Origin of the sequence: Labrenzia sp. 5N (assembly GCF_012395805.1) — a bacterium.
Classification (GTDB): Bacteria; Pseudomonadota; Alphaproteobacteria; order Rhizobiales; family Stappiaceae; genus Roseibium; species Roseibium algicola.
This window is the reverse complement of record NZ_JAAZTM010000020.1, coordinates 1,428,801-1,447,930: the sequence shown is the minus strand read 5'-3', so window position 1 is coordinate 1,447,930 and position 19,130 is coordinate 1,428,801. Positions and strand designations below refer to the sequence as shown.

Genomic DNA, 19,130 nt, shown 5'->3' with positions numbered 1-19,130 from the left:
ACGCTGGCTATGGACATACAACAACGAGCGGCCCAACATGGCCATCGGCGGTATAACGCCTGCAATGAAACTGAAAACAGCAGCCTGAAGTCCAGTTTTAAAACCCACCAAAAATGGGATGATTACCAAGGGCGCGCGCCAAACCGGCAGAAACTCGGGTCTCAGGTCACGATATTCAGCTGACCCTGATACGCCATCTTATCCGAAGCTTTCTCGTTGTGGATTAAGTCTGCTTGATGCGGCTTGGGGAACGCCCTTGGGAAAACTATGAAGACATTAGATATTACCAAAGTTGAAGTAGATGGCGCGTTATATTTTAAGTTCGGATATTAGAGATGAGCCTTGTCGAAGAAAAACTGATTGATCGTGCTCTCGAACTGGGCCTTGTCGACGACTTAATTGGGATGATGACAGGAGAAAGCCAGTACGCAGACGAGAAGGCGTTCAAGAAAATGGATATGAACTCCTCACGGCTCAGAGGGATGGCATTAAGTCACCTGCAGTTTATGAAAAAATTTGGCTATTGCGACGAGGAAAAATCAGTAAAGGAGGATGGATATATTCTTTCGAGTTATCCTGAATATTTCAACGCTTGGAAATTGGCGGGTTGTCCAGGTATTTCAATATCCAAATTGGAAAAGTTGTTGGAAGGCAGGTCTAAATAATAACAATGCCATATCAAAATCAATCCAAGGCACTGTGGAATTTCTGTGGAATCTAGATAGTATGTGAATTAATCAAATTTTTTACATAAATTTACTTAATATCTGGTCTGAGCCAGAAGCAGGGCTGGAACCTGTTCGACTGGATTATTACGCCAGCACACGCGCAGACTATGTGCTTTATCAGTTTGGGGCTATTCACGGTGGAGCAACGAAAAGCCCTCAACAAAACCTTAACGATATGTTCATTAACAGGTTTGGAGCAGACGGTATCGGCAAACTTGCAGGTGAAAAAGTGGTTGGCAACATAACGATCTATCTACCATGAACATGCTTCTAGAAGTCGAAAAGAAAAGCCCTGTACAGGTTTCGATCTTCTCCGAAGTTGAAAAGACTTTGCGAAAACTGAGGAGCTACGGCCCACAGTCATATGCAAGCTTAACGAGGCAAGATGGCCCTTATCTGCAGGTTGCTGGTGGCGGAGTAACCTGTGTGTTGGAAATGCGAGACCCGCAAGCTTCCAAGCATTGGCGCGCTCACTTGGGACAAGCTAAAGTACCTTTTGAGGGCGAACAAACTCTAATGTTTGGGGGGGGGAAATTGACTATATGGCCTGACGAAGTCCTTTTCATAGATGACGTAGTTGCGGTGTTTAAAGCCTTCTTTGATGGAGAGGCGCTCCCGAAAGAAATAAAATGGCGCGACATTTCTCAAGTCGTAGGTCTAGTGTGAATCTATCAGGGCCTGCTGGGGTGTCTGGCTCCCATCTTTGCAGCTTCTAACAACCGCATCATAGCACTTAAGGTGCCGGTGCAAGAGGCAGTCCAGCTCATCGGGCCCGGTAAATCTCGTTGCACCTTTCAGCTCGCAATGCACCTGACCCGCTCCCCCGAAATTTCCCCGTTTTGAGGTTAGTCCGTTTCCAATTCGCACTTTACCCAACTTCACCGCGCTGAGGTGATCTGTTCCGGTCATATCCCCGTTGCTGGATGTAGTCGCGGAGCAGGGCCACCCGGTTGGGGCGGAAGCTTTCGGTGCCGGGCGCCAGTGAGGCGATCCGGCTGACGTGGAAGTGGCGGTAGTCTTGCCGGAGGCGGCAATGGGCGAGCAGCAGCAGCGAGGTTTCGCTGTAGGAAAGACCCATCGGCCAGATTTCCCTTGTGGTCGTCCGCTCCTGCAGGTCGCGATAGGTGATGATCACGCTGAACTCCTCCCAGCAGGCCTCGCGCAACAGGTCAAGATCCACCGTCACCGGCGGGCGCTTGTCCGGTTGCCGCCAGCTGCGCATCACCGTGTGCATGGCCTGGCGCGCCTGCCGGTCGGGCAGGGTGGCGATGATGCGGGCCATGGCGTTGCGGCCGGCCTTTTTCAGTGTCTCGTCGCCGATCTGGTCCAGCCCGCTTTGCGCCAGCATCAGCGCCTCGATTTCCAGCCGGGAGAAACTCTGCGGCGGCAGCACGGGATCTTCCGTCAAGGTGTAGCCGACGCCCGCGGCCCCGTCGATCAAGGCGCCGCCCGCACGCAAGGTGGCGATGTCGCGGTAGAGCTGGCGCAGGGATACGCCGGTCTCTTCGGAAAGGCGCGCGGCGGTGACCGGTTGAGGTAGGCGCCTGAGGGTATCCATCAGGCGCATCAGCCTGTCCATGCGGGCCATTTTTGCTCCTGCCGTAAATTGTCAGCAGGGGGAAGCTATACCTTTGGCATCACAAAGAAAAGGAGCTTTCCCATGATGACGCTTTACCATTCTCCCAACAGCCGGTCTTCGGCGATCGTGACCCTGATCGAAGAGCTGGGAGTCGACGTCGAGGTGAAGGAAGTGACGGTTCGCCGGCAGGATGGCTCGGGCGGGCCGGATGCATCCAACCCGCATCCGGAAAAGAAGGTGCCCTACCTGGTGGATGGTGCCGAGGGGATCCGCGAGCGCGGCGCGATCATGCTTTATCTTACCGACAAGTTTCCCGAAGCCGGGCTTGGGCCGATCGAAGGCCAGCCGGGGCGCGGAGAGTATCTGTCCTGGCTGTTCTACTATCAGGGCGTGATGGAGCCGGTCATCATCCTGAAATTCGCCCAGTTTACGCATCCGGCCGTGGAGGCGAGCCTGCGCGATTTCGACACGATGGTCGCGCGGCTGGCGGAAACGCTGGAAAAGCAGCCTTACCTGCTGGGCGAAACCTATTCCGCCGTCGACCTGTTGTGCAGCGGTCCGTTCCTGTGGCTGCCCGACATGTTGCCGGACAACGAGGCGATCCGTGACTGGGTGAAGCGGTGCAGCGAACGCCCGGCCACCGTGCGGACGCTGGAGCGTGAACGCCAGGCGGCCTGAGAGGTTTTGAACCTCCGCTGACGATATGGCCTGCCGGGTTTTGCCCGGTGGGCCATATCTGTTTGCGCAGTTGTCTTGAAATCGGCTCTGAAACTGGATGAATTGCCTGCGCGGCTTTCCAGTTGGCCCGCCTGTTCGTTTCTGCCGGTGAGGGTGAGGTCAAGGGCCGTCAGTCCGGCCTCGTCCGCAACTGGCCTTCATAGTCGCGCTTGCCGATCGGCACGCCGCGCGTGCGCAGGATGTCGTAGGCGGTGACAGCGTGGAAATGAAAGTTCGGCAGCAGGAAGGACAGGAGAAAGGTCTCCGATGTCAGGGGCATCGGCGCGGGGCTGATGTGAACCAGATCAAGGTCGAGAGGCCGGCCCGACCAGTCGTTTACCTCGGCAGGCGTATAGGCCTCCAAGCGTGTCACTGTCTGCGCGATCCGGTCCTGCAGAGCCGCATATGGGGCTGGTCCGACAAGCGGCGGCGGGGTGAAGGCACCCGTTCTCATTGCTTCCAGGCCCCAGACGGAAAAATTGTCGACGCACTCGATCTGAAACCAGAACTGAGCCATGTCCGGATAAAGCCGCGCGGTCGCGAAGTCGTCCGGATCGGTGCCTGTCTGCTGGCAATGGATTGCCGCCTTTTGAAGAAACCCGCTGACGGCGCGTGCCGTTTGCAGGAAGGTTGGCACGCTCATGTCGTAGAGGGTGGTCGCCACGGGCTGTTTCCTGGTCATGATCCGGGTTCGAAACACGCCTTGGCGTGATCTTCAAAGGGTACGACTGGGAGGCGGATCATATCCAGGAATTTTGAGCGCTGGCGTGGAAGCAGGCATTCTGCCTTGGGCGGCAGGGTGCACTTGCTGGCTGTCTGTCGAGCACCGCGAAGAGAAAGGGCATCTGACGTATTTCGCCGCGCGCAGCGTATCAACGCCTCTTGCCGAAGGTCGGCTTGCCGGCGCCGGCACTTGCGTCCTGCCGGTTGCGGCGCACGGAGGTGCGCTCGTCGGCATGCGGTTCGTCCTGGTGGCGGCGCTGGAAAAAGTTGTCCGGGCTGTCGCGGCGCTCGTCGAGTTCGCTTCTCAGAGCTTCTTCGGAGCTTTTCAGCACCTGCGCGCGCTGCGCGGCAACATGCCGTTTCTCGCCGATGAACTGGACGCCGCAGCGAAGGCCTTCCTCCCAGCGGCGTTCGCAGGTGACTTCATAGTCTTCCAGGTCGATATGAAGGTCGAATTCCTTGGGCAGCATGTAGGCCTGCTCGAATTCCAGCAAAGCGCCGCCTTCGGAGATGTTGCGCACCATGCAGGGAATGGATCTCAGTCCGTTTTGAAAGACCATCTTGCCTTTCTTGAACACGCGTGCCCGCCGCTCCCGCGGCATCTGTTCGCTGGCGCTCTCATCCGCGGGTGCGTGCGGAAATGGTTTGGCGTCCGACATGGGTTTCTCGCATTCTCATGGTGTCCAAGGGCACTTTAACCCCCATTTGGGGTAAGTTTAGGCGCAAAGCCCTTGCCAATCGGTGAATCCACGTATGGATCAGTCAGGTAAAGCCCGGCATAGGACCATGTTGGGAGCAACAAAAGCTCCCTTGCGACGGTCAGAGAAACCTGAGCTTTTTGTATTCAGGCGAAAACGTGGAACACCATTCCTTGAATTGATACACTGTACCTTTCTATTTACGGGACAGCCACGCGGGCGGACAGCGCGGGGGGCAATATTTCCCGGCGCGAATTGAGGCATCAATGACTGAAGACCAGATATCTTTCTTGAACCTGCTGGCCCTGAGGGCCGGAGAGGAAATCCTCAAAATCTACGCGGAACCTTTCGAGGTCGAGAACAAGGTCGACGGGTCTCCGGTGACCAAGGCCGACGCGGCAGCCGAGGAAATCATTCTCGCGGGCCTTGCGGAAAAGTTCCCCGACATTCCGGTGGTGGCCGAAGAAGCGGTCGAAGCCGGCAAGCTGCCTGCGGCAGGTGCGCGGTACTTCCTGGTCGACCCGCTCGACGGAACCAAGGAATTCCTGAAGAAGAACGGCGAGTTCACCGTCAACATCGCCCTGATCGAGGATGGCCGCCCGGTGTTCGGCGTGGTTTCCGCGCCAGCCCTCGAAGAGATCTATTGGGGTGGGGAATTCCGGGAAAACGGCAAAACCGAAACCAGGGCCTTCAAGGGAACCATCGCGAACGGCGGCATCAGCGATGTTGCGCCCATCTCCGTTCGCACGCCGCCGGTGGATGGTATCAGCGTGCTCGCCAGCCGCTCTCATCTTTCGGAAGAAACCTCTGCCCTGATTTCACGGCTGAGTGTCGCCGAGCAGCTTAACGTCGGCTCGTCGCTGAAGCTGTGCTGGGTGGCCGCCGGCCGGGCCGATTTCTATCCCCGTCTTGCACCCACGATGCAATGGGACATTGCCGCCGGTGATGCAGTTGTACGCGCCGCCGGCGGGGCGGTCGTTCTGGCTTCAACCGGTGAGGACTTTGTCTACCGGGTGCCGGAAAACGCCCGCAAGGACGACCTGCGGAACCCGTTTTTTCTGGCAGCCGGGTGCAGGAACCTCCTGCGGGATGTCGCGCCCGCTGCCTGACGATTTGCAAAATTGCGCGGGCAGTTGGCCCGTGCCGAACGATTGATACGGCCGGTTCGCCGGCCAAACGGAAAAGCGAACATGAACATGCAATCTCACGGGATCTCGCCCGAGCGCCTCAGCAATCTGAAGCGGCTGGAAGCAGAAAGCATCCACATCATCCGCGAAGTCGCGGCCGAATTCTCCAATCCGGTGATGCTCTATTCCATCGGCAAGGACTCCGGCGTCATGCTGCACCTGGCGATGAAGGCGTTCTATCCGTCCAAGCCGCCGTTTCCGTTGCTGCATGTGGATACGACCTGGAAATTCCGGGACATGATCACCTTCCGTGACGAGACCGCCGCGCGTCTCGGCATGGACCTGATCGTCCATACCAACCCGGAAGGGCTTGAAAAGAATATCGGCCCGTTTTCCCACGGCTCCTCGGTTCATACGCACATCATGAAGACGGAGGCGTTGAAACAGGCGCTGAACAAATACGGCTTCGATGCCGCCTTCGGCGGCGCGCGCCGGGACGAGGAAAAGTCGCGCGCCAAGGAGCGCGTCTTCTCCTTCCGCAATTCCAATCACGGCTGGGACCCCAAGAACCAGCGGCCGGAACTGTGGAACCTCTACAATGCCCGTGTGGCAAAGGGCGAGAGCATCCGTGCGTTTCCGCTGTCCAACTGGACCGAGCTGGATATCTGGCAGTACATCCTGACGGAAGACATCCCGATGGTGCCGCTCTATTTCGCAGCAAAGCGCCCGGTCGTGAACCGCGACGGCATGCTGATCATGGTCGACGACGACCGCATGAAACTGCAGCCCGGCGAAGAGATCGAGGAAAAGATGGTCCGCTTCCGCACGCTCGGCTGCTACCCGCTGACCGGCGCCATTGAATCGGATGCCGATACGCTGCCCGCCATTGTCCGCGAAATGCTGATTGCCCGTACATCCGAACGCCAGGGCCGCCTCATCGACAAGGATGAAAGTGCGTCGATGGAGAAGAAGAAGCGGGAAGGATATTTCTAAGATGACGATCGAGAACATACAGGAAGCTGCAGAGACAGCCGTCACCGAATATATCCTGGCACAGGAAAGCAAGGACCAGCTCCGCTTCCTGACCTGCGGTTCCGTTGACGATGGCAAGTCGACCCTGATCGGCCGCCTGCTTTACGATACCAAGCTGATCTTCGAAGACCAGTTGGCCGCGCTGGAACGCGATTCCAGAAAACATGGTACCGTGGGAGAGGACATAGACCTGGCGCTGCTGGTCGACGGTCTTGAGGCAGAGCGCGAGCAGGGCATCACCATCGACGTTGCCTACCGGTTCTTTGCGACCGAAAAGCGCAAGTTCATCGTTGCCGATACCCCGGGCCACGAACAATACACCCGCAACATGGCCACCGGCGCGTCCACCGCCGACCTTGCCGTGCTGCTGGTTGATGCCCGCAACGGCCTGATGGTCCAGACCCGTCGCCACGCGTTCATCGCGTCGCTGCTGGGCATCCGCCACGTCGTGCTGGCCATCAACAAGATCGACCTTGTCGGCTATTCCCAGGAACGATTTGAGGAAATCCGCAAGGAATTCGAGGTCTTTGCCAACGGCTTCGATTTCGAAACCCTGCAGGCAATTCCGATGTCGGCGCGCTATGGCGACAACGTCACCGGGCGCAGCGACAAGATGGACTGGTATTCCGGACCGACCCTGCTGGAGCACCTGGAGACGGTTCAGGTGGGCGAGCATGTGCTGGAAGCCCCGTTCCGCTTCCCGGTGCAGTGGGTCAATCGGCCCAACCTCGATTTCCGCGGCTATTCCGGTACGGTCGCCAGCGGCCAGGTGTCGGTTGGCGACGAACTGGTGGTTGCCGGTCCTGCAAAGCAGTCCAGGGTGAAGTCGATCATCGGCGCAAGCGGCGAAGTCAGCTCCGCCCGGGCCGGCGAGGCAGTCACCATTTCGCTGGAAGATGAAATCGACATCTCCCGCGGCGATCTTCTGACCTCGACCGCACATCGCCCGGATGTTGCCGACCAGTTTGCCGCCCATGTCATCTGGATGTCGGACGAGCCGCTGCTGCCGGGCAGGCCCTATCTCCTGAAGATCGGCACTCGCACGGTGACGGCGACAGTCTCCGAGATCAAACACAAGATCAACGTCAATACGTTCGAGCATGTGGCCGGCAAGACGCTGGCGTTGAATGAAATCGCGTTCTGCAATTTCTCACTGTCCGCCGCGGTGCCTTTCGATCCCTATGAGGCCAACCACACGACCGGTTCCTTCATCCTGATCGACCGGATGAGCAACTCGACGGTTGGTGCGGGCATGGTCTGGTTCGCGCTGCGCCGGGCGAGCAACATTCACTGGCAGGCCCTCGACGTCGACAAGAATGCCCGGTCTGAAAAACTCGGTCAGAAGCCGGCAGTCCTTTGGTTCACCGGCCTCTCCGGGTCCGGCAAGTCGACCATCGCGTCGATCGTCGAAAAGAAACTGCATGTCGACGGGCGGCACACCTATACGCTCGACGGCGACAACGTCCGCCACGGCCTCAACAAGGACCTGGGCTTTACCGATGCCGACCGGGTGGAAAACATCCGCCGTGTCGGCGAGGTGGCCAAACTCTTTGCGGATGCGGGCATGATCACGCTGGTATCCTTCATCTCGCCGTTCCGCTCGGAGCGTCAGATGGCGCGCGATCTCCTGGAAGACGGTGAGTTCATCGAGGTCTTTGTCGATACGCCCATCGAGGAATGCCGCAAACGCGACCCGAAGGGCCTTTATGCCAAGGCTGACCGGGGCGAGATCAAGAACTTCACCGGTATCGACAGCCCCTATGAAGCGCCGGAAAATCCGGAACTTCATATTCGCAACGTCGGCCGGGAACCGGAAGAAGTTGCCGAGGAGATCGTTGAGTATCTGCGCAAGCGCGGGTTCCTGAACAGCTTCTCCGCCGACGGCGGCGGCATCTGACAAGGGCCGAAGGTGAACTTGCCAGGCTGATGACCTGCCCAGGCATTCGAAAATCAGCCATCCGCGTTGCAAGGACGCGGGTGGCTTTTTCGTTTGTGGGAGCGGTGCGACATCCCGGCCAGACGAGCTGGAATTTCGTTCGTTAACAGGTCGTTTTTCAGAAGCTCTGTGGGCGTGTCACGCCGCGGTAATCCATTTTGTACTAGGTGTTGAGGCGTCTGTAAGTGTCGCGGTTCCAGGAGGCCAAGATGGTTCGGGCAGACTTCGCCATTGCCCGAACCTTCGAAGCCTTTTAATAACTTGGCTGACCTACTTACGCGTTTTGTAAAATGAATTTTTGATCGAAAGGCTTTGGGCAAATCATGAAAACCGTTCTGGTGACCGGCTCTGCGGGGTTTATCGGCTTTTACCTGTGTACCCGACTGCTGAAGGACGGCTTTCGGGTGATCGGCCTCGATGCCATGACGGATTACTATGATGTCCGCCTGAAGGAACGCCGGCAGCAGATGCTGATGCAGAACGAGCATTTCAAGCCGGTGAACGACCGCGTTGAGGCGCCGGACCTGCTGATGTCCCTGTTTCGTACCGAGCGGCCGGATTTTGTCATTCATCTGGCAGCGCAGGCCGGTGTCCGCTATTCCATCGAAGCGCCGCGCTCCTACCTGGAAAGCAATATCTGCGGAACGTTCGAGCTGCTCGAGGCAGCCAGGGCCTTTCCGCCGGAACACATGCTGCTGGCGTCCACGTCGTCCGCCTATGGCGCCAACACCGAAATGCCCTATGCGGAGACCGACAAGGCCGACCACCAGATGTCGTTCTACGCGGCGACCAAGAAGGCAACAGAGTCGATGGCGCATTCCTATGCACATCTCTACGACCTTCCGGTGACGATGTTCCGCTTCTTCACCGTCTACGGGCCCTGGGGACGGCCCGACATGGCTCTCTTCAAGTTCACCAAGGCGATCCTCGAAGGCAAGCCGATCGACGTCTATAACTACGGCGACATGAAACGAGACTTCACCTATGTGGAAGATCTCGTCGAAGGCATCCGGCTGCTGATGGACGCAGTGCCTGTTCGCCCGGCAGAGGGAGAAGGGGTGAAGGAAGGCGACAGCCTTTCGCCGGTTGCTCCCTGGCGAGTGGTCAACATCGGCAATTCGACCTGCGTTCAGCTGACCGAGTTCATCGAAGCCATTGAGGCAGCTACGGGCCGGACCGCCGAACGCAATCTCATGCCGATCCAGGCCGGCGATGTTCCGGCGACCTGGGCCAATGCGGATCTGCTGCAAAGCCTTACGGGGTACCGACCGAAGACCACAGTGCAGGAAGGCGTTGCCAGGTTCGTCGAATGGTACCGGGACTATTACCGGGCGTAACGCCTGGCAGCCACCGGGCGAACGTCTGGATTCATGTGGCTCTTATGCTTGCGGTGACGCATCCTGCGGTGGCTGGCAGACGTCCACCCATTCCGCACCGGTGATTTCCGCCATGCGCTCCGGCGGTATCCTGACGGCGGCATTGGTCGCGCCGGCGGCGGGAATGACCACGTCATATTCCTTCAGCGAGACATCGCAGTAGACAGGCAACGGCTGGGCAAGGCCGAAAGGGCATACGCCGCCGACGGGGTGGCCTGTCAGCGTTTCCACTTCATCAAGGCCCAGCATCTTCACCTTGCCACCAAAGGTTGCTTTCGCCTTCTTGTTGTCCATGCGGGCATCACCGCGGGCAACCACCAGAAAGATCTTGTCCTTGAGCTGAAACGACAGCGTCTTGGCAATCTGACCGGGCTCGACCCCATGTGCCTTGGCGGCAAGGTCGACCGTGGCACTGCTGTCTTCCGTCACGATGACTTCAAGTTCGGGGGCGGCACTGGCAAGGTGGTTGCGAACGCTTTCAAGGCTCATGCTGCAGGGCTTCCTTCAGGTCGGATCAAACAAGACCGGCAGGGAGGGACGCGCAAGAGCTGCGCGGGCCGGGCCATAATTTGTGCATATCAACAATTTCATTGTGCTGTAAATTAAGAAAAGATTCATGTTAATCTTAAACGGGTTTTAACCATTTACGACGTAAACGGTACTGTGTGTGGCCGATGGAAATGGGTTCCAGTTGGCCATTGGTTAAGTCGTTCAAGGATTGCCGAAATGGCGAGAGCAGCTACAGCCGGAAATGAAGTTGAATCCTCTGGGGTGGAGAGGAGGAAGCAGGCTGACTATGCAGCTCATCAGGGTGGGTCTATGAATTTGCCATTTTTGGTGGCGAAAAATCTCCTGTTCTGGGGGACGATTTCGCTCAGCCTTTACGGTCTTTACGCGGTGGTTGCTGCCATCTAGGCAGCAGGTGCGTAAACCGATTGTGATTGAACGAACCGCGTCAAGTTCGCGGTCATGTCTCATCACCCGCAATCGCATATACAACCTTTCATTGCATGCGCGCCGTCGGCTTCTGCGGTCGGCGATTGCGTGAACGCGAGCTCCTTTAGCGATCTGCATCCAGTCTGCCGCTGCCGAAGTGGTGCGCCGGGCGAAATGTCTCTGGCAGAGGAACAACAGGTTCTCTGCCAGTCATCTCCGCCACCAGGGCATCCGCTATCAGATGTGCAATGCCGAAGGATATCTTGAAGCCGCCTGTTGCCGCGAAGGCGGTGTCAAAGCCAGGCAGTTTTCCTGCCAACGGGTCTCGCCTATGATTGCGGGGGCGGATACCGGCCCAGTCGGAAAGAACCTCTCGGCCCTTCAATTGCGGACAAAAGGCGGTGGCGCGTTCCAGCAGTTCGGTTGAACGGGCTGGTGAGGGGGCGGCGTCTTCGAATTCCCGTTCGGATGTGCTGCCAATGGCGACGGTACCGTCGTCATGCGGCACGACGTAAAGCCCGTCGCAATAGATCGCTGGCCTGTCTTCCAGTCCCTTGCCCTCCAGCACAAGGGCCTGGCCTTTCTCTCCACGCCCGATGCGTTCGCCGGTCAGCGTTTCGAGCAGGTCGAAAGCCGCAAATCCTCCTGAAACGACGAATTGCCGTGTCTTGACGGGGGCATGTCCGTCGGCGAGCAGGACGGTCTGTGTTGCATCCTCGTAACCGACCGCTTCAACGCCTTCCCGCAGACTGCCGTTCTGGCGGACGAAGCTGGCAAGGCTTGCCAGATAAGCCCTTGGGGAGATCCGCGCGGCAAGGGTTTCATAGACGATGCCGAAGGGAGCGGCATTCGCGTCCAGCCAGTCAGACCGGCTTCCGGCAGGTTCAACCACATAGGTAAAACCGGTTTCCTGAGGTTGCCAGCGCAGCTTGCTTTCTTCCGCCCGCTCCAGATGGTGCTCCAGCTTGTCGGTTGTCGTCAGCGGCAGGATGCGTCCACAGCGGTGATAGCCGCAGGAAAGCCTTGTTTGGCTTTCCAGTTGGCGGATGCGGTCTTCCAGACACAGCAGGGCCTGGAACTGGAATTCCTTCTTGGGGTTCCAGCGTGCCGGCATGTGCGGCATCAACGCCCCCAGCACACCTCCACTGGACCCGGCACCAACGTGGCTTTTCTCAAGAACGACCACCTTCAGCCCGGCCTCGATCGCTGCCCGGGCAACAGCGAGACCGAAAATACCGGCTCCGGCAATGGCAACATCGAAAGTTTCGGCGTCGGTTGCTGCCATGGGGCGGGGTCCTTTGAGATTGATTGATCCTGCCGGCTCTCTTATGAGAACGCGTTGCAAATGGCAAAGGCTGATGGGTGCGCCCCGAAGGAAACCTCAAGATCATGTCGATCAAGGCACCGGATCTGGAATGGCTGCAGGGCGATGTGCCCCGGGCTGAAGGCTTCAACGACACGTATTTTTCCAAGGCCGGGGGGCTTGCAGAAACGCGTCACGTGTTTCTGCAAGGAAATGGCTTGCCTGGCCGGTTCGATGGCTGCGAGCGTTTCACCATTGCAGAGTTCGGCTTCGGAACAGGCCTCAATTTCCTCACCACCCTTGCGGCGTGGCAGGAAAGGACCAATCGGCCGGACCTGACGTTCGTGACCTTCGAACTGTTCCCGATGACGGGAGAACAGCTGGCGCGGGCCCTTGCGGCCTTTCCCGAACTGGCCCCGCTGGCAGATGAGCTGCTGCAGGCCTGGTCGCCCGAGACGGGTTGGAATAGCCTGACAATTGGTGGAGCCAACCTCCAGATCGGCATTGGCGATGCGCGCGAGCTGATCGGTGAGCTGAACGCCGGAATGGCAGGTGAGGGCGAGGGAGGAGAACCGGCAATTGCCCCCATTGATGCCTGGTTTCTCGACGGTTTCAGTCCGGCTCGCAATCCGGAGCTCTGGGACGCGGACCTTCTGAAGGTGGCGGCTGACCTGACGGCCAATGGCGGAACACTGGCAACTTATACGGCTGCCGGCTGGGTTCGCCGCAATCTTCAGGCTGCCGGGTTCGAGATTGAAAAGGCTGAAGGCTTTGCAGGCAAACGCGAAATGGTGAAAGGGCGAAAGCCTTGAGGTGGGCGATTGCCTCCTTTTAATCCGCAACGGTCTCCAGCATCCACAAGCGGAACTTCTGCATGGCGCTGGTCTCCTCCCGCGACTTCAGCCAGGTCAGCCAGTAGCTTCCCGTCAGGACGTTGGTCTGGAAAGGCTGCACGATCGCGCCGGACGCGAGGGGGCGGCTGAACATCGCTGTCGGCACCAGTGCGACGCCTGCGCCCTGCGTGACGGCTTCAACCATCGCAAGAGAACTGTCGAACATCCAGCCACGCGCCCGTGGTGGCGGCAGTTGAGCTGCCTGGAACCACATGGCCCATTCATCCAACCTGTAGGATCTCAGCAGGGGCTCGTGCACAAGGTCTTCCGGCTTGGATAGCCGGGCAGCGGTTCCAGGTGAACAGATAGGCGAAAGCGGGGCGTCCATCAGCTTGACCGCGTTGGTGGCATGCCAGGCCCCGTCGCCGAAGCGCAGGAAACAGTCGAGACCATCTGCCAGAATATCCGCACGGTTGTTGTTGGTTTTCAGCCGGAGATCGATCTGCGGATGGGCCCTGGCAAAGACGGAAAGGCGGGGCAACAGCCAGCCGGTCGCGAAGGTGGCGACGGCGCCGACCGTCAGCACCTCCCGGTAGTTGCCATCCTCGAACCGGCTGAGCGCATCGCTCATCCGCCGGAAGGCATCGCTCAGCACAGGCAGCAGTGCCAGTCCTTCGTCCGTCAGGGCAACGCCGCGCGGCAAACGCTCGAACAGCGACACCTGCAACACGTCCTCCAGCGCCTTCACCTGGTGGCTGACGGCAGTCTGCGACACCCGCAGTTCCAGGCCGGCGCGTGTAAAGCTGCAGAGCCTTGCAGAGGCTTCAAAGGCTCTCAAGGCATTGAGCGGAAGTTTTGAGACGTCCATTCGGATCCAACTTAGGCCAAGTTTTACTCATGCCTAACCTCAGTATTCATCATTTGCGTTATATCTGAGGCAGCGGCACTGTCGCGGTGTCCCGAAGACGAATGGTGCGGGGGGCGACACACCACACCGGTTCGGGCTGTTTGTATTCATCATTGGAGTTGAAGATGAAACTCTGGACACGCCGTAACGCGTTGACGCTTTCCCTTGCCTTTTTTGCCGGGTTTCCGGCAATTTCCGGATTGGCACACGCCGCCGGGTTCGATCCCGCACCACTTGAGAAAACCGTCACCGGTGCCGAGAGCCGACTGTCTGCCCGGATCGGGGTTGCGGTGCTGGATACGGAAACCGGCAAGACCTGGACCCACCGCGCCGACGAGCGTTTTCCACTCAACAGCACCTTCAAGGCCTTTCTGTGTGCCGCCCTTCTGGAAAAGGGCGAGCAGGGCGAGGTTCAGCCGGAACGCCGCGTGAAGATCCGCTCGCAAGACCTCGTCTCCTATTCGCCGGTTACCGAGAAAAAGGTCGGCTCCGGAGGAATGACCTATCTGGAACTGTGTGAAGCGGCCGTTGCGATCAGCGACAATGCTGCCGCCAATCTCGTGCTGGAGGCTGTCGGTGGACCGGCAGGACTCACGGATTACCTTCGGGGTATTGGCGACACCATCACCCGGCTGGACCGGACGGAGCCGGGTCTCAATGAAGGCCGGCCGGGCGATGCCCGTGACACCACCACCCCGGCGGCAGCGGTTGCCACTTTGCAGAAACTGGTTCTGGGCGATGCCCTTTCGTCCACCGCCAGAGTCCAGCTGACAGGCTGGCTGCTGGACAACAAGGTGGGCAACGCGACCCTGCGTGCCGGGCTGCCGGAAGAATGGCCGGTCGCCGACAAGACCGGGGCTGGGGCCAATGGCTCGCGCAACAACATTGGCGTGATCTGGCCTGACGACAGGGAGCCCGTCGTGATCGCGGTCTACATCACGCAGACCGACGCCTCCTTTGACGACCGCAACAAGGCGATTGCCGATATCGCAGCCGCTCTTGCCGAAAGTCTCCACGACTGAGTGTTCTTGTCCGGGCGGATCTCTTCATTCGCCCGGGCGTCCCTGCTTCTGGAAATGTCCTGCCGCTTCCGACGGAGACAACCTTGTCCGTTCCAAGAACCATGTTTGCCTTGCCGTGGGCGCTTGTCGCGGTAGCAGTCGTTTTCTCCCAGGCATCTGCCGAGGAAACACGCGAACAAAAGCGCGCCAGAAGATGCGCCTACTATCAGGAAATCGTCCGCGTGGCGTTCGAAAATGTCAGTCGTTCGCAAATGCGGCCCGGTTTCGTTGCCGAACATGATGCCTTTATCGAAGGGGGGTGTTTCGCGGCGAAAGCCGTTTGCCCTAAAAAACCCGCCGAATTCGCCTTTGCCGACATTCTGACGATGATGACCGTCAGCGCAAACATGGGCAGCACCTTTACACCGTTCAGGTGCCCGGCCAGAGCAGAGGAATGAGAAGGTTCAGTTTTGCGCCTTGCCTCAGCAACAGGTGTTTCGGTGCGGACCGGCCCGGAAGGGGCCGGCCCAGGGTGCTGGCGGAGGTTACGTCGCCAGCCACCCTCTGCGACCTGGGATGTCGTCTTCTGCCGTTGCGAGGCACCCCGAGCAAACGGGCCACTTCCGCAGGCAAACTGGACCCGCTGACGGATCCGGGCGAACAGCCGGTGTTGAGTAGGCTTCTGAACGCATTCGTCTTTTGGTTCACCAGCCGCCCCAGTCGGCATCCCGGCGTGGTTTATGTGGTCTGATGGATCCACGCCTATCGGGTAAGCGCATCACAAGCAGAAAGGATGCGCTTGATCCATAAACCTAAGGCACAAGTCGGGCGTGTCAAATACTGAGCCGGGAAAAGAAACGGATCGGGCTGCCGAGCAGCCCTGGCACGCCCTCGATCTCAGCGCATTTCCGGCACTGGCGTTATGGCCTTGCCGGTTTCGAACCAGCTTTTCAGGTTGTCGACCACGAGCTGACCCATGGCATTGCGGGTCGCCTGCGAGGCGGAACCGACATGCGGCAGTACGGTGACCCTTGGCAGTTTCAGAAGGGCTTCGGGCACATGCGGCTCGTTCTCGAAGACGTCGAGACCGGCACCGTAGATCGTGCCGTTTTCAAGGGCCGCAATCAATGCGGCCTCGTCGATGACGGTGCCCCGGCCGATATTGATGACGATGCCATCCGGCCCCAGTGCTTCCAGCACCTCCGCATTGACCGCATGTTTCGTTTCCGCGCCACCAGGCGCCACCACCATCAGCGTGTCGCAAGCGGCAGCCAGCGCCTTCGGCGTCGCGTGATAGGGGTAGGAGACGTCGTCCTGTTTGCTGCGTCCATGGTAATGGATCTTCATGCTGAAGGCTTCGGCCCGCTTGGCAATCGCCTTGCCGATGCGCCCCAGACCAAAGATGCCGAGCGTGCGCCCCTGCATGGTCGCCCCGGTCAGCCTGTAGGGCCCTTTGCTTTCCCAATTGCCCTGGCGAAGCCACTGTTCGGCCTGGCCGAATTCGCGGATGGTCATGATCATCAGCCCGACCGCCGTATCGGCAACTTCTTCCGTCAACACGTCTGGCGTATGGGTCACCATCACCTTCGCCGCCAGGCAATCGTCCGTGTTGACGTGGTCATAGCCGACGCCAAAGCTGGAAACGATTTCCGCGTTCGGGATTTTGGCAAGCAACTCGGCGTTGACCGGCCCGAATGCCATCGCAACCCCGCGGATTTTCTCGCCGATTTCCGCCAGCAGCGCTTCCGGATTGTCGGCCTCGTAGAGCCGGTGCACGGTAAAGGCGGCATCAAGCTGCTCCTGAACGATCGGCAGCATCGGGCGGGGCATCAGAATATCGATGGAGGTCATGGCAGGTCCGGTGGGGTGATGAAGAAAGGTGAGGTGACCTTAAGGTCTTCGGTTGGGGGAGAAAAGAGCCGAATGGGCAGAGTTGGTACGCAAATTTCGTCACCCTCGAAGCGCTTTTGGCTCACTTCATCTGTGAAACGGCGTATTCCGCCGTCATTCCGGACAAGTGAGACAGGTGTCGAGCGCCGATCCGGAATCCAGAGATATTTCGCGCCATGCGCGGCAAATTGAGTGTTCGCTTTGCTCACGCTGACACGCTGGGTTCCGGATCGGCATGCAGCGTAGCTGCACTTGTCCGGAATGACAGGGTGGGCAGGTTCTTGGGCGTAACTGCAATTCTGAATATAGCGGCCGGCGTTTAACGCGAGTGGGGCGGCGTGCTTTCTGGAAACTTTGGTAATCGGAGTCGGTCCGTAAACTGTCCAATGAAAAGGACACTTATCCCAAAGCGAGGGTGGCTGGAAGTTGGCCAAGGAAGAGGTCTAATTGCGATTGCACAGGTAATGCCTGATTGCGAGACGAACTCTACAGGCGTTCTCAGGCAAATCCCCCCATTGCCCCCGGGCGCCATTTCCCCTAAAAGACGCCGCAGAATTCCTGAGAATCCCATCAGATTTTGAAAGCGGAGAAGCGGAGCCCCATGGCGCGCCAGTTCATCTATCACATGCATGGCCTGTCCAAGGCCTATAACGACAAGAAGGTTCTCGACAACATCCATCTCTCGTTCTACCCGGACGCCAAGATCGGTATCCTGGGCCCGAACGGTGCGGGTAAGTCGACCCTTCTGAAGATCATGGCCGGTATCGACAAGGAATATACCGGTGAGGCCTGGGCGGCCGAAGGCGCGAAGGTCGGCTATCTGCCGCAGGAACCGCAGCTCGACAACACCAAGTCCGTGATGGAAAACGTCATGGAAGGTGTTGCCCACAAGCAGGCGAAAATCGACCGCTACAACGAGTTGATGATGGACTACTCGGACGAAACCGCCGAGGAAGCCGCACAGCTTCAGGACGAGATTGACGCGCAGGATCTGTGGAACCTGGAAAGCCAGGTGGAAATGGCGATGGAAGCCCTGCGCTGCCCGCCATCAGATGCAGCGGTCGACAATCTTTCCGGTGGTGAGCGCCGCCGCGTCGCGCTCTGCAAGCTGCTGCTGTCCGAGCCGGACCTGCTGCTGCTGGATGAGCCGACCAACCACCTGGACGCTGAAACCGTTCATTGGCTGGAGCGTCACCTACGTGAGTTCAAGGGCTCCGTCCTGATCATCACCCACGACCGCTACTTCCTCGACAATGTCACGGGCTGGATTCTGGAGCTCGACCGCGGTCAGGGCATCCCTTACGAAGGCAACTACTCGGTCTATCTGGAAAAGAAGACCAAGCGCATGGAGCAGGAAGGCCGCGAGAACATGGCCCGCTCCAAGGCGATCGCCCGTGAGCGCGAGTGGATGGGCATGAGCCCGAAAGGCCGTCAGACCAAGTCGAAAGCCCGTATCCGGGCCTTTGAAGACCTTTTGACCGCCCAGGAAGAGCGTCAGCCGTCCATCGAACAGATCCTCATTCCGGTTGGCGAGCGTCTCGGCGCAAACGTCATTGAAGTCGATGGTGTTTCCAAGGGCTTTGAAGACCGTCTCTTGATCGACAACCTGTCGTTCAAGCTGCCGCGCGGTGGCATCGTCGGCGTGATCGGCCCGAACGGCGCCGGCAAGACGACCCTGTTCAAGATGCTCACCGGTCAGGAAACGCCGGACAAGGGCAAGGTCGTCGTGGGCGACAGTGTGCACCTTGGCTACGTTGACCAGTCGCGCGATGCGCTCAACCCGAACAACACGGTCTGGGAAGAAATTTCCGGCGGCGCCGAGGTCATCTACCTCGACGACAAGGAAATCAACTCTCGCGCCTATTGCTCGTCCTTCAACTTCAAGGGTGCTGCCCAGCAGGCCAAGGTCGGTGACCTTTCCGGCGGTCAGCGCAACCGCGTGCATCTGGCCAAGGTCTTGAAGAAGGGCGCCAACGTTCTGCTGCTCGATGAGCCGACCAATGACCTCGACACCGAGACGCTGGCAGCTCTGGAAGACGCGCTGGAAAACTACGCCGGCTGCGCCGTTATCATCAGCCACGATCGTATGTTCCTCGACCGTCTGGCCACACACATGCTCGCCTTTGAAGGCGACAGCCATGTGGAATGGTTCGAAGGCAACTTCGAAGACTACGAAAAGGACAAGGTCCGCCGCCTTGGCGCACATGCCGCCGACCCGCGCCGGATCAAGTACAAGCCGCTTACGCGCTAAGCGAACTGCCTGGAAGCTGAAATGGGGGGCGTGCCCCCTGTTTCCCGAATGTGCCGGCCCCGGAAACGGGCCGGCATCTTTTTTGCCCGGCGG

19 protein-coding genes are annotated in these 19,130 nt (G+C 58.9%); 12 read left to right on the top strand and 7 right to left on the bottom strand.

Features of this window, described 5'->3' with window-relative positions; all coding sequences use genetic code 11:
- From HEP89_RS29710 to HEP89_RS27060, 3 genes are all read left to right on the top strand, one after another.
- Positions 1 to 183 (top strand): hypothetical protein (locus HEP89_RS29710; protein ID WP_207106379.1); only part of this gene is annotated, 183 nt, incomplete at its 5' end.
- 152 nt (positions 184 to 335) lie between these two features.
- Positions 336 to 665 (top strand): hypothetical protein, encoded by a 330-nt coding sequence (locus HEP89_RS27065; RefSeq protein ID WP_077290423.1) that lies wholly within the window; start codon positions 336 to 338, stop codon positions 663 to 665.
- Positions 666 to 986: 321 nt separating this feature from the next.
- Complete coding sequence (locus HEP89_RS27060; protein ID WP_077290422.1) at positions 987 to 1,394, top strand: hypothetical protein; 408 nt, start codon at positions 987 to 989, stop codon at positions 1,392 to 1,394.
- Between the two features lie 202 nt (positions 1,395 to 1,596).
- Here the strand turns inward: HEP89_RS27060 and HEP89_RS27055 are convergent, their stop codons facing one another.
- Positions 1,597 to 2,307: a YafY family protein gene (locus HEP89_RS27055; protein WP_286201077.1), complete on the bottom strand. Its 711-nt coding sequence runs from the start codon at positions 2,305 to 2,307 to the stop codon at positions 1,597 to 1,599.
- An 81-nt stretch (positions 2,308 to 2,388) separates the two neighbouring features.
- On the opposite strand from HEP89_RS27055, the gene HEP89_RS27050 reads away from it, so the two are divergent.
- A complete protein-coding gene (locus HEP89_RS27050) occupies positions 2,389 to 2,985 on the top strand; it encodes a glutathione S-transferase family protein (RefSeq protein WP_168693484.1) in 597 nt (198 codons plus the stop codon).
- Positions 2,986 to 3,154: 169 nt separating this feature from the next.
- Here HEP89_RS27050 and HEP89_RS27045 read toward each other — a convergent pair whose 3' ends face one another.
- Entirely contained in the window at positions 3,155 to 3,688 is a 534-nt protein-coding gene (locus HEP89_RS27045) for a DUF1993 domain-containing protein (RefSeq protein WP_077293128.1), read from the bottom strand.
- 208 nt (positions 3,689 to 3,896) lie between these two features.
- The gene (locus tag HEP89_RS27040; RefSeq protein ID WP_022997882.1) at positions 3,897 to 4,406 is read right to left on the bottom strand and encodes a PilZ domain-containing protein; all 510 of its coding nucleotides are present in this window, start codon (positions 4,404 to 4,406) and stop codon (positions 3,897 to 3,899) included.
- A gap of 305 nt (positions 4,407 to 4,711) precedes the next feature.
- On the opposite strand from HEP89_RS27040, the gene cysQ reads away from it, so the two are divergent.
- From cysQ to HEP89_RS27020, 4 genes are all read left to right on the top strand, one after another.
- On the top strand, positions 4,712 to 5,554 hold the full coding sequence (gene cysQ, locus HEP89_RS27035) for a 3'(2'),5'-bisphosphate nucleotidase CysQ (RefSeq protein WP_077290419.1): 843 nt from the start codon (positions 4,712 to 4,714) through the stop codon (positions 5,552 to 5,554).
- An 81-nt stretch (positions 5,555 to 5,635) separates the two neighbouring features.
- On the top strand, positions 5,636 to 6,565 hold the full coding sequence (gene cysD, locus HEP89_RS27030) for a sulfate adenylyltransferase subunit CysD (RefSeq protein ID WP_022997880.1): 930 nt from the start codon (positions 5,636 to 5,638) through the stop codon (positions 6,563 to 6,565).
- 1 nt (position 6,566) lies between these two features.
- On the top strand, positions 6,567 to 8,501 hold the full coding sequence (gene cysN, locus HEP89_RS27025) for a sulfate adenylyltransferase subunit CysN (protein ID WP_168693483.1): 1,935 nt from the start codon (positions 6,567 to 6,569) through the stop codon (positions 8,499 to 8,501).
- A 362-nt stretch (positions 8,502 to 8,863) separates the two neighbouring features.
- Positions 8,864 to 9,877: an NAD-dependent epimerase/dehydratase family protein gene (locus tag HEP89_RS27020; RefSeq protein ID WP_152507172.1), complete on the top strand. Its 1,014-nt coding sequence runs from the start codon at positions 8,864 to 8,866 to the stop codon at positions 9,875 to 9,877.
- A gap of 42 nt (positions 9,878 to 9,919) precedes the next feature.
- On the opposite strand, the gene HEP89_RS27015 is transcribed toward HEP89_RS27020, so the two are convergent.
- Complete coding sequence (locus HEP89_RS27015) at positions 9,920 to 10,405, bottom strand: YbaK/EbsC family protein (RefSeq protein ID WP_168693482.1); 486 nt, start codon at positions 10,403 to 10,405, stop codon at positions 9,920 to 9,922.
- Between the two features lie 571 nt (positions 10,406 to 10,976).
- Positions 10,977 to 12,137: an FAD-dependent oxidoreductase gene (locus tag HEP89_RS27010; protein WP_168693481.1), complete on the bottom strand. Its 1,161-nt coding sequence runs from the start codon at positions 12,135 to 12,137 to the stop codon at positions 10,977 to 10,979.
- Positions 12,138 to 12,241: 104 nt separating this feature from the next.
- Here HEP89_RS27010 and mnmD point away from each other — a divergent pair, with 104 nt between their 5' ends.
- Positions 12,242 to 12,967 (top strand): tRNA (5-methylaminomethyl-2-thiouridine)(34)-methyltransferase MnmD, encoded by a 726-nt coding sequence (gene mnmD, locus HEP89_RS27005; protein ID WP_168693480.1) that lies wholly within the window; start codon positions 12,242 to 12,244, stop codon positions 12,965 to 12,967.
- Between the two features lie 19 nt (positions 12,968 to 12,986).
- Here the strand turns inward: mnmD and HEP89_RS27000 are convergent, their stop codons facing one another.
- Positions 12,987 to 13,856 (bottom strand): LysR family transcriptional regulator, encoded by an 870-nt coding sequence (locus tag HEP89_RS27000; protein WP_168693479.1) that lies wholly within the window; start codon positions 13,854 to 13,856, stop codon positions 12,987 to 12,989.
- Positions 13,857 to 14,020: 164 nt separating this feature from the next.
- Here HEP89_RS27000 and bla point away from each other — a divergent pair, with 164 nt between their 5' ends.
- Both bla and HEP89_RS26990 read left to right on the top strand, forming a co-directional pair.
- Complete coding sequence (gene bla, locus HEP89_RS26995; RefSeq protein ID WP_168693478.1) at positions 14,021 to 14,917, top strand: class A beta-lactamase; 897 nt, start codon at positions 14,021 to 14,023, stop codon at positions 14,915 to 14,917.
- Positions 14,918 to 15,000: 83 nt separating this feature from the next.
- Positions 15,001 to 15,354, top strand: a complete 354-nt coding sequence (locus HEP89_RS26990) for a hypothetical protein (RefSeq protein ID WP_145915807.1) — start codon at positions 15,001 to 15,003, stop codon at positions 15,352 to 15,354.
- Positions 15,355 to 15,793: 439 nt separating this feature from the next.
- Here the strand turns inward: HEP89_RS26990 and HEP89_RS26985 are convergent, their stop codons facing one another.
- Positions 15,794 to 16,747 (bottom strand): 2-hydroxyacid dehydrogenase, encoded by a 954-nt coding sequence (locus HEP89_RS26985; RefSeq protein WP_168693477.1) that lies wholly within the window; start codon positions 16,745 to 16,747, stop codon positions 15,794 to 15,796.
- A gap of 640 nt (positions 16,748 to 17,387) precedes the next feature.
- Between HEP89_RS26985 and ettA the strand changes: the two genes are divergently transcribed.
- Entirely contained in the window at positions 17,388 to 19,037 is a 1,650-nt protein-coding gene (gene ettA / locus HEP89_RS26980) for an energy-dependent translational throttle protein EttA (RefSeq protein WP_168693476.1), read from the top strand.
- Positions 19,038 to 19,130: the final 93 nt, after the last annotated feature.

Bases quoted from the DNA above. Each gene is read 5' to 3' on its own strand.
- HEP89_RS27065 (WP_077290423.1), top strand. From the start codon at position 336: ATGAGCCTTGTCGAAGAAAAACTGATTGATCGTGCTCTCGAACTGGGC.
- HEP89_RS27020 (WP_152507172.1), top strand. From the start codon at position 8,864: ATGAAAACCGTTCTGGTGACCGGCTCTGCGGGGTTTATCGGCTTTTAC.
- HEP89_RS27040 (WP_022997882.1), bottom strand. From the start codon at position 4,406: ATGTCGGACGCCAAACCATTTCCGCACGCACCCGCGGATGAGAGCGCC.
- HEP89_RS27060 (WP_077290422.1), top strand. From the start codon at position 987: ATGAACATGCTTCTAGAAGTCGAAAAGAAAAGCCCTGTACAGGTTTCG.
- HEP89_RS27010 (WP_168693481.1), bottom strand. From the start codon at position 12,137: ATGGCAGCAACCGACGCCGAAACTTTCGATGTTGCCATTGCCGGAGCC.
- HEP89_RS26985 (WP_168693477.1), bottom strand. From the start codon at position 16,747: ATGACCTCCATCGATATTCTGATGCCCCGCCCGATGCTGCCGATCGTT.
- cysQ (WP_077290419.1), top strand. From the start codon at position 4,712: ATGACTGAAGACCAGATATCTTTCTTGAACCTGCTGGCCCTGAGGGCC.
- cysN (WP_168693483.1), top strand. From the start codon at position 6,567: ATGACGATCGAGAACATACAGGAAGCTGCAGAGACAGCCGTCACCGAA.
- ettA (WP_168693476.1), top strand. From the start codon at position 17,388: ATGGCGCGCCAGTTCATCTATCACATGCATGGCCTGTCCAAGGCCTAT.
- mnmD (WP_168693480.1), top strand. From the start codon at position 12,242: ATGTCGATCAAGGCACCGGATCTGGAATGGCTGCAGGGCGATGTGCCC.
- HEP89_RS27000 (WP_168693479.1), bottom strand. From the start codon at position 13,856: ATGGACGTCTCAAAACTTCCGCTCAATGCCTTGAGAGCCTTTGAAGCC.
- cysD (WP_022997880.1), top strand. From the start codon at position 5,636: ATGAACATGCAATCTCACGGGATCTCGCCCGAGCGCCTCAGCAATCTG.
- HEP89_RS27050 (WP_168693484.1), top strand. From the start codon at position 2,389: ATGATGACGCTTTACCATTCTCCCAACAGCCGGTCTTCGGCGATCGTG.
- bla (WP_168693478.1), top strand. From the start codon at position 14,021: ATGAAACTCTGGACACGCCGTAACGCGTTGACGCTTTCCCTTGCCTTT.
- HEP89_RS27015 (WP_168693482.1), bottom strand. From the start codon at position 10,405: ATGAGCCTTGAAAGCGTTCGCAACCACCTTGCCAGTGCCGCCCCCGAA.
- HEP89_RS27055 (WP_286201077.1), bottom strand. From the start codon at position 2,307: ATGGACAGGCTGATGCGCCTGATGGATACCCTCAGGCGCCTACCTCAA.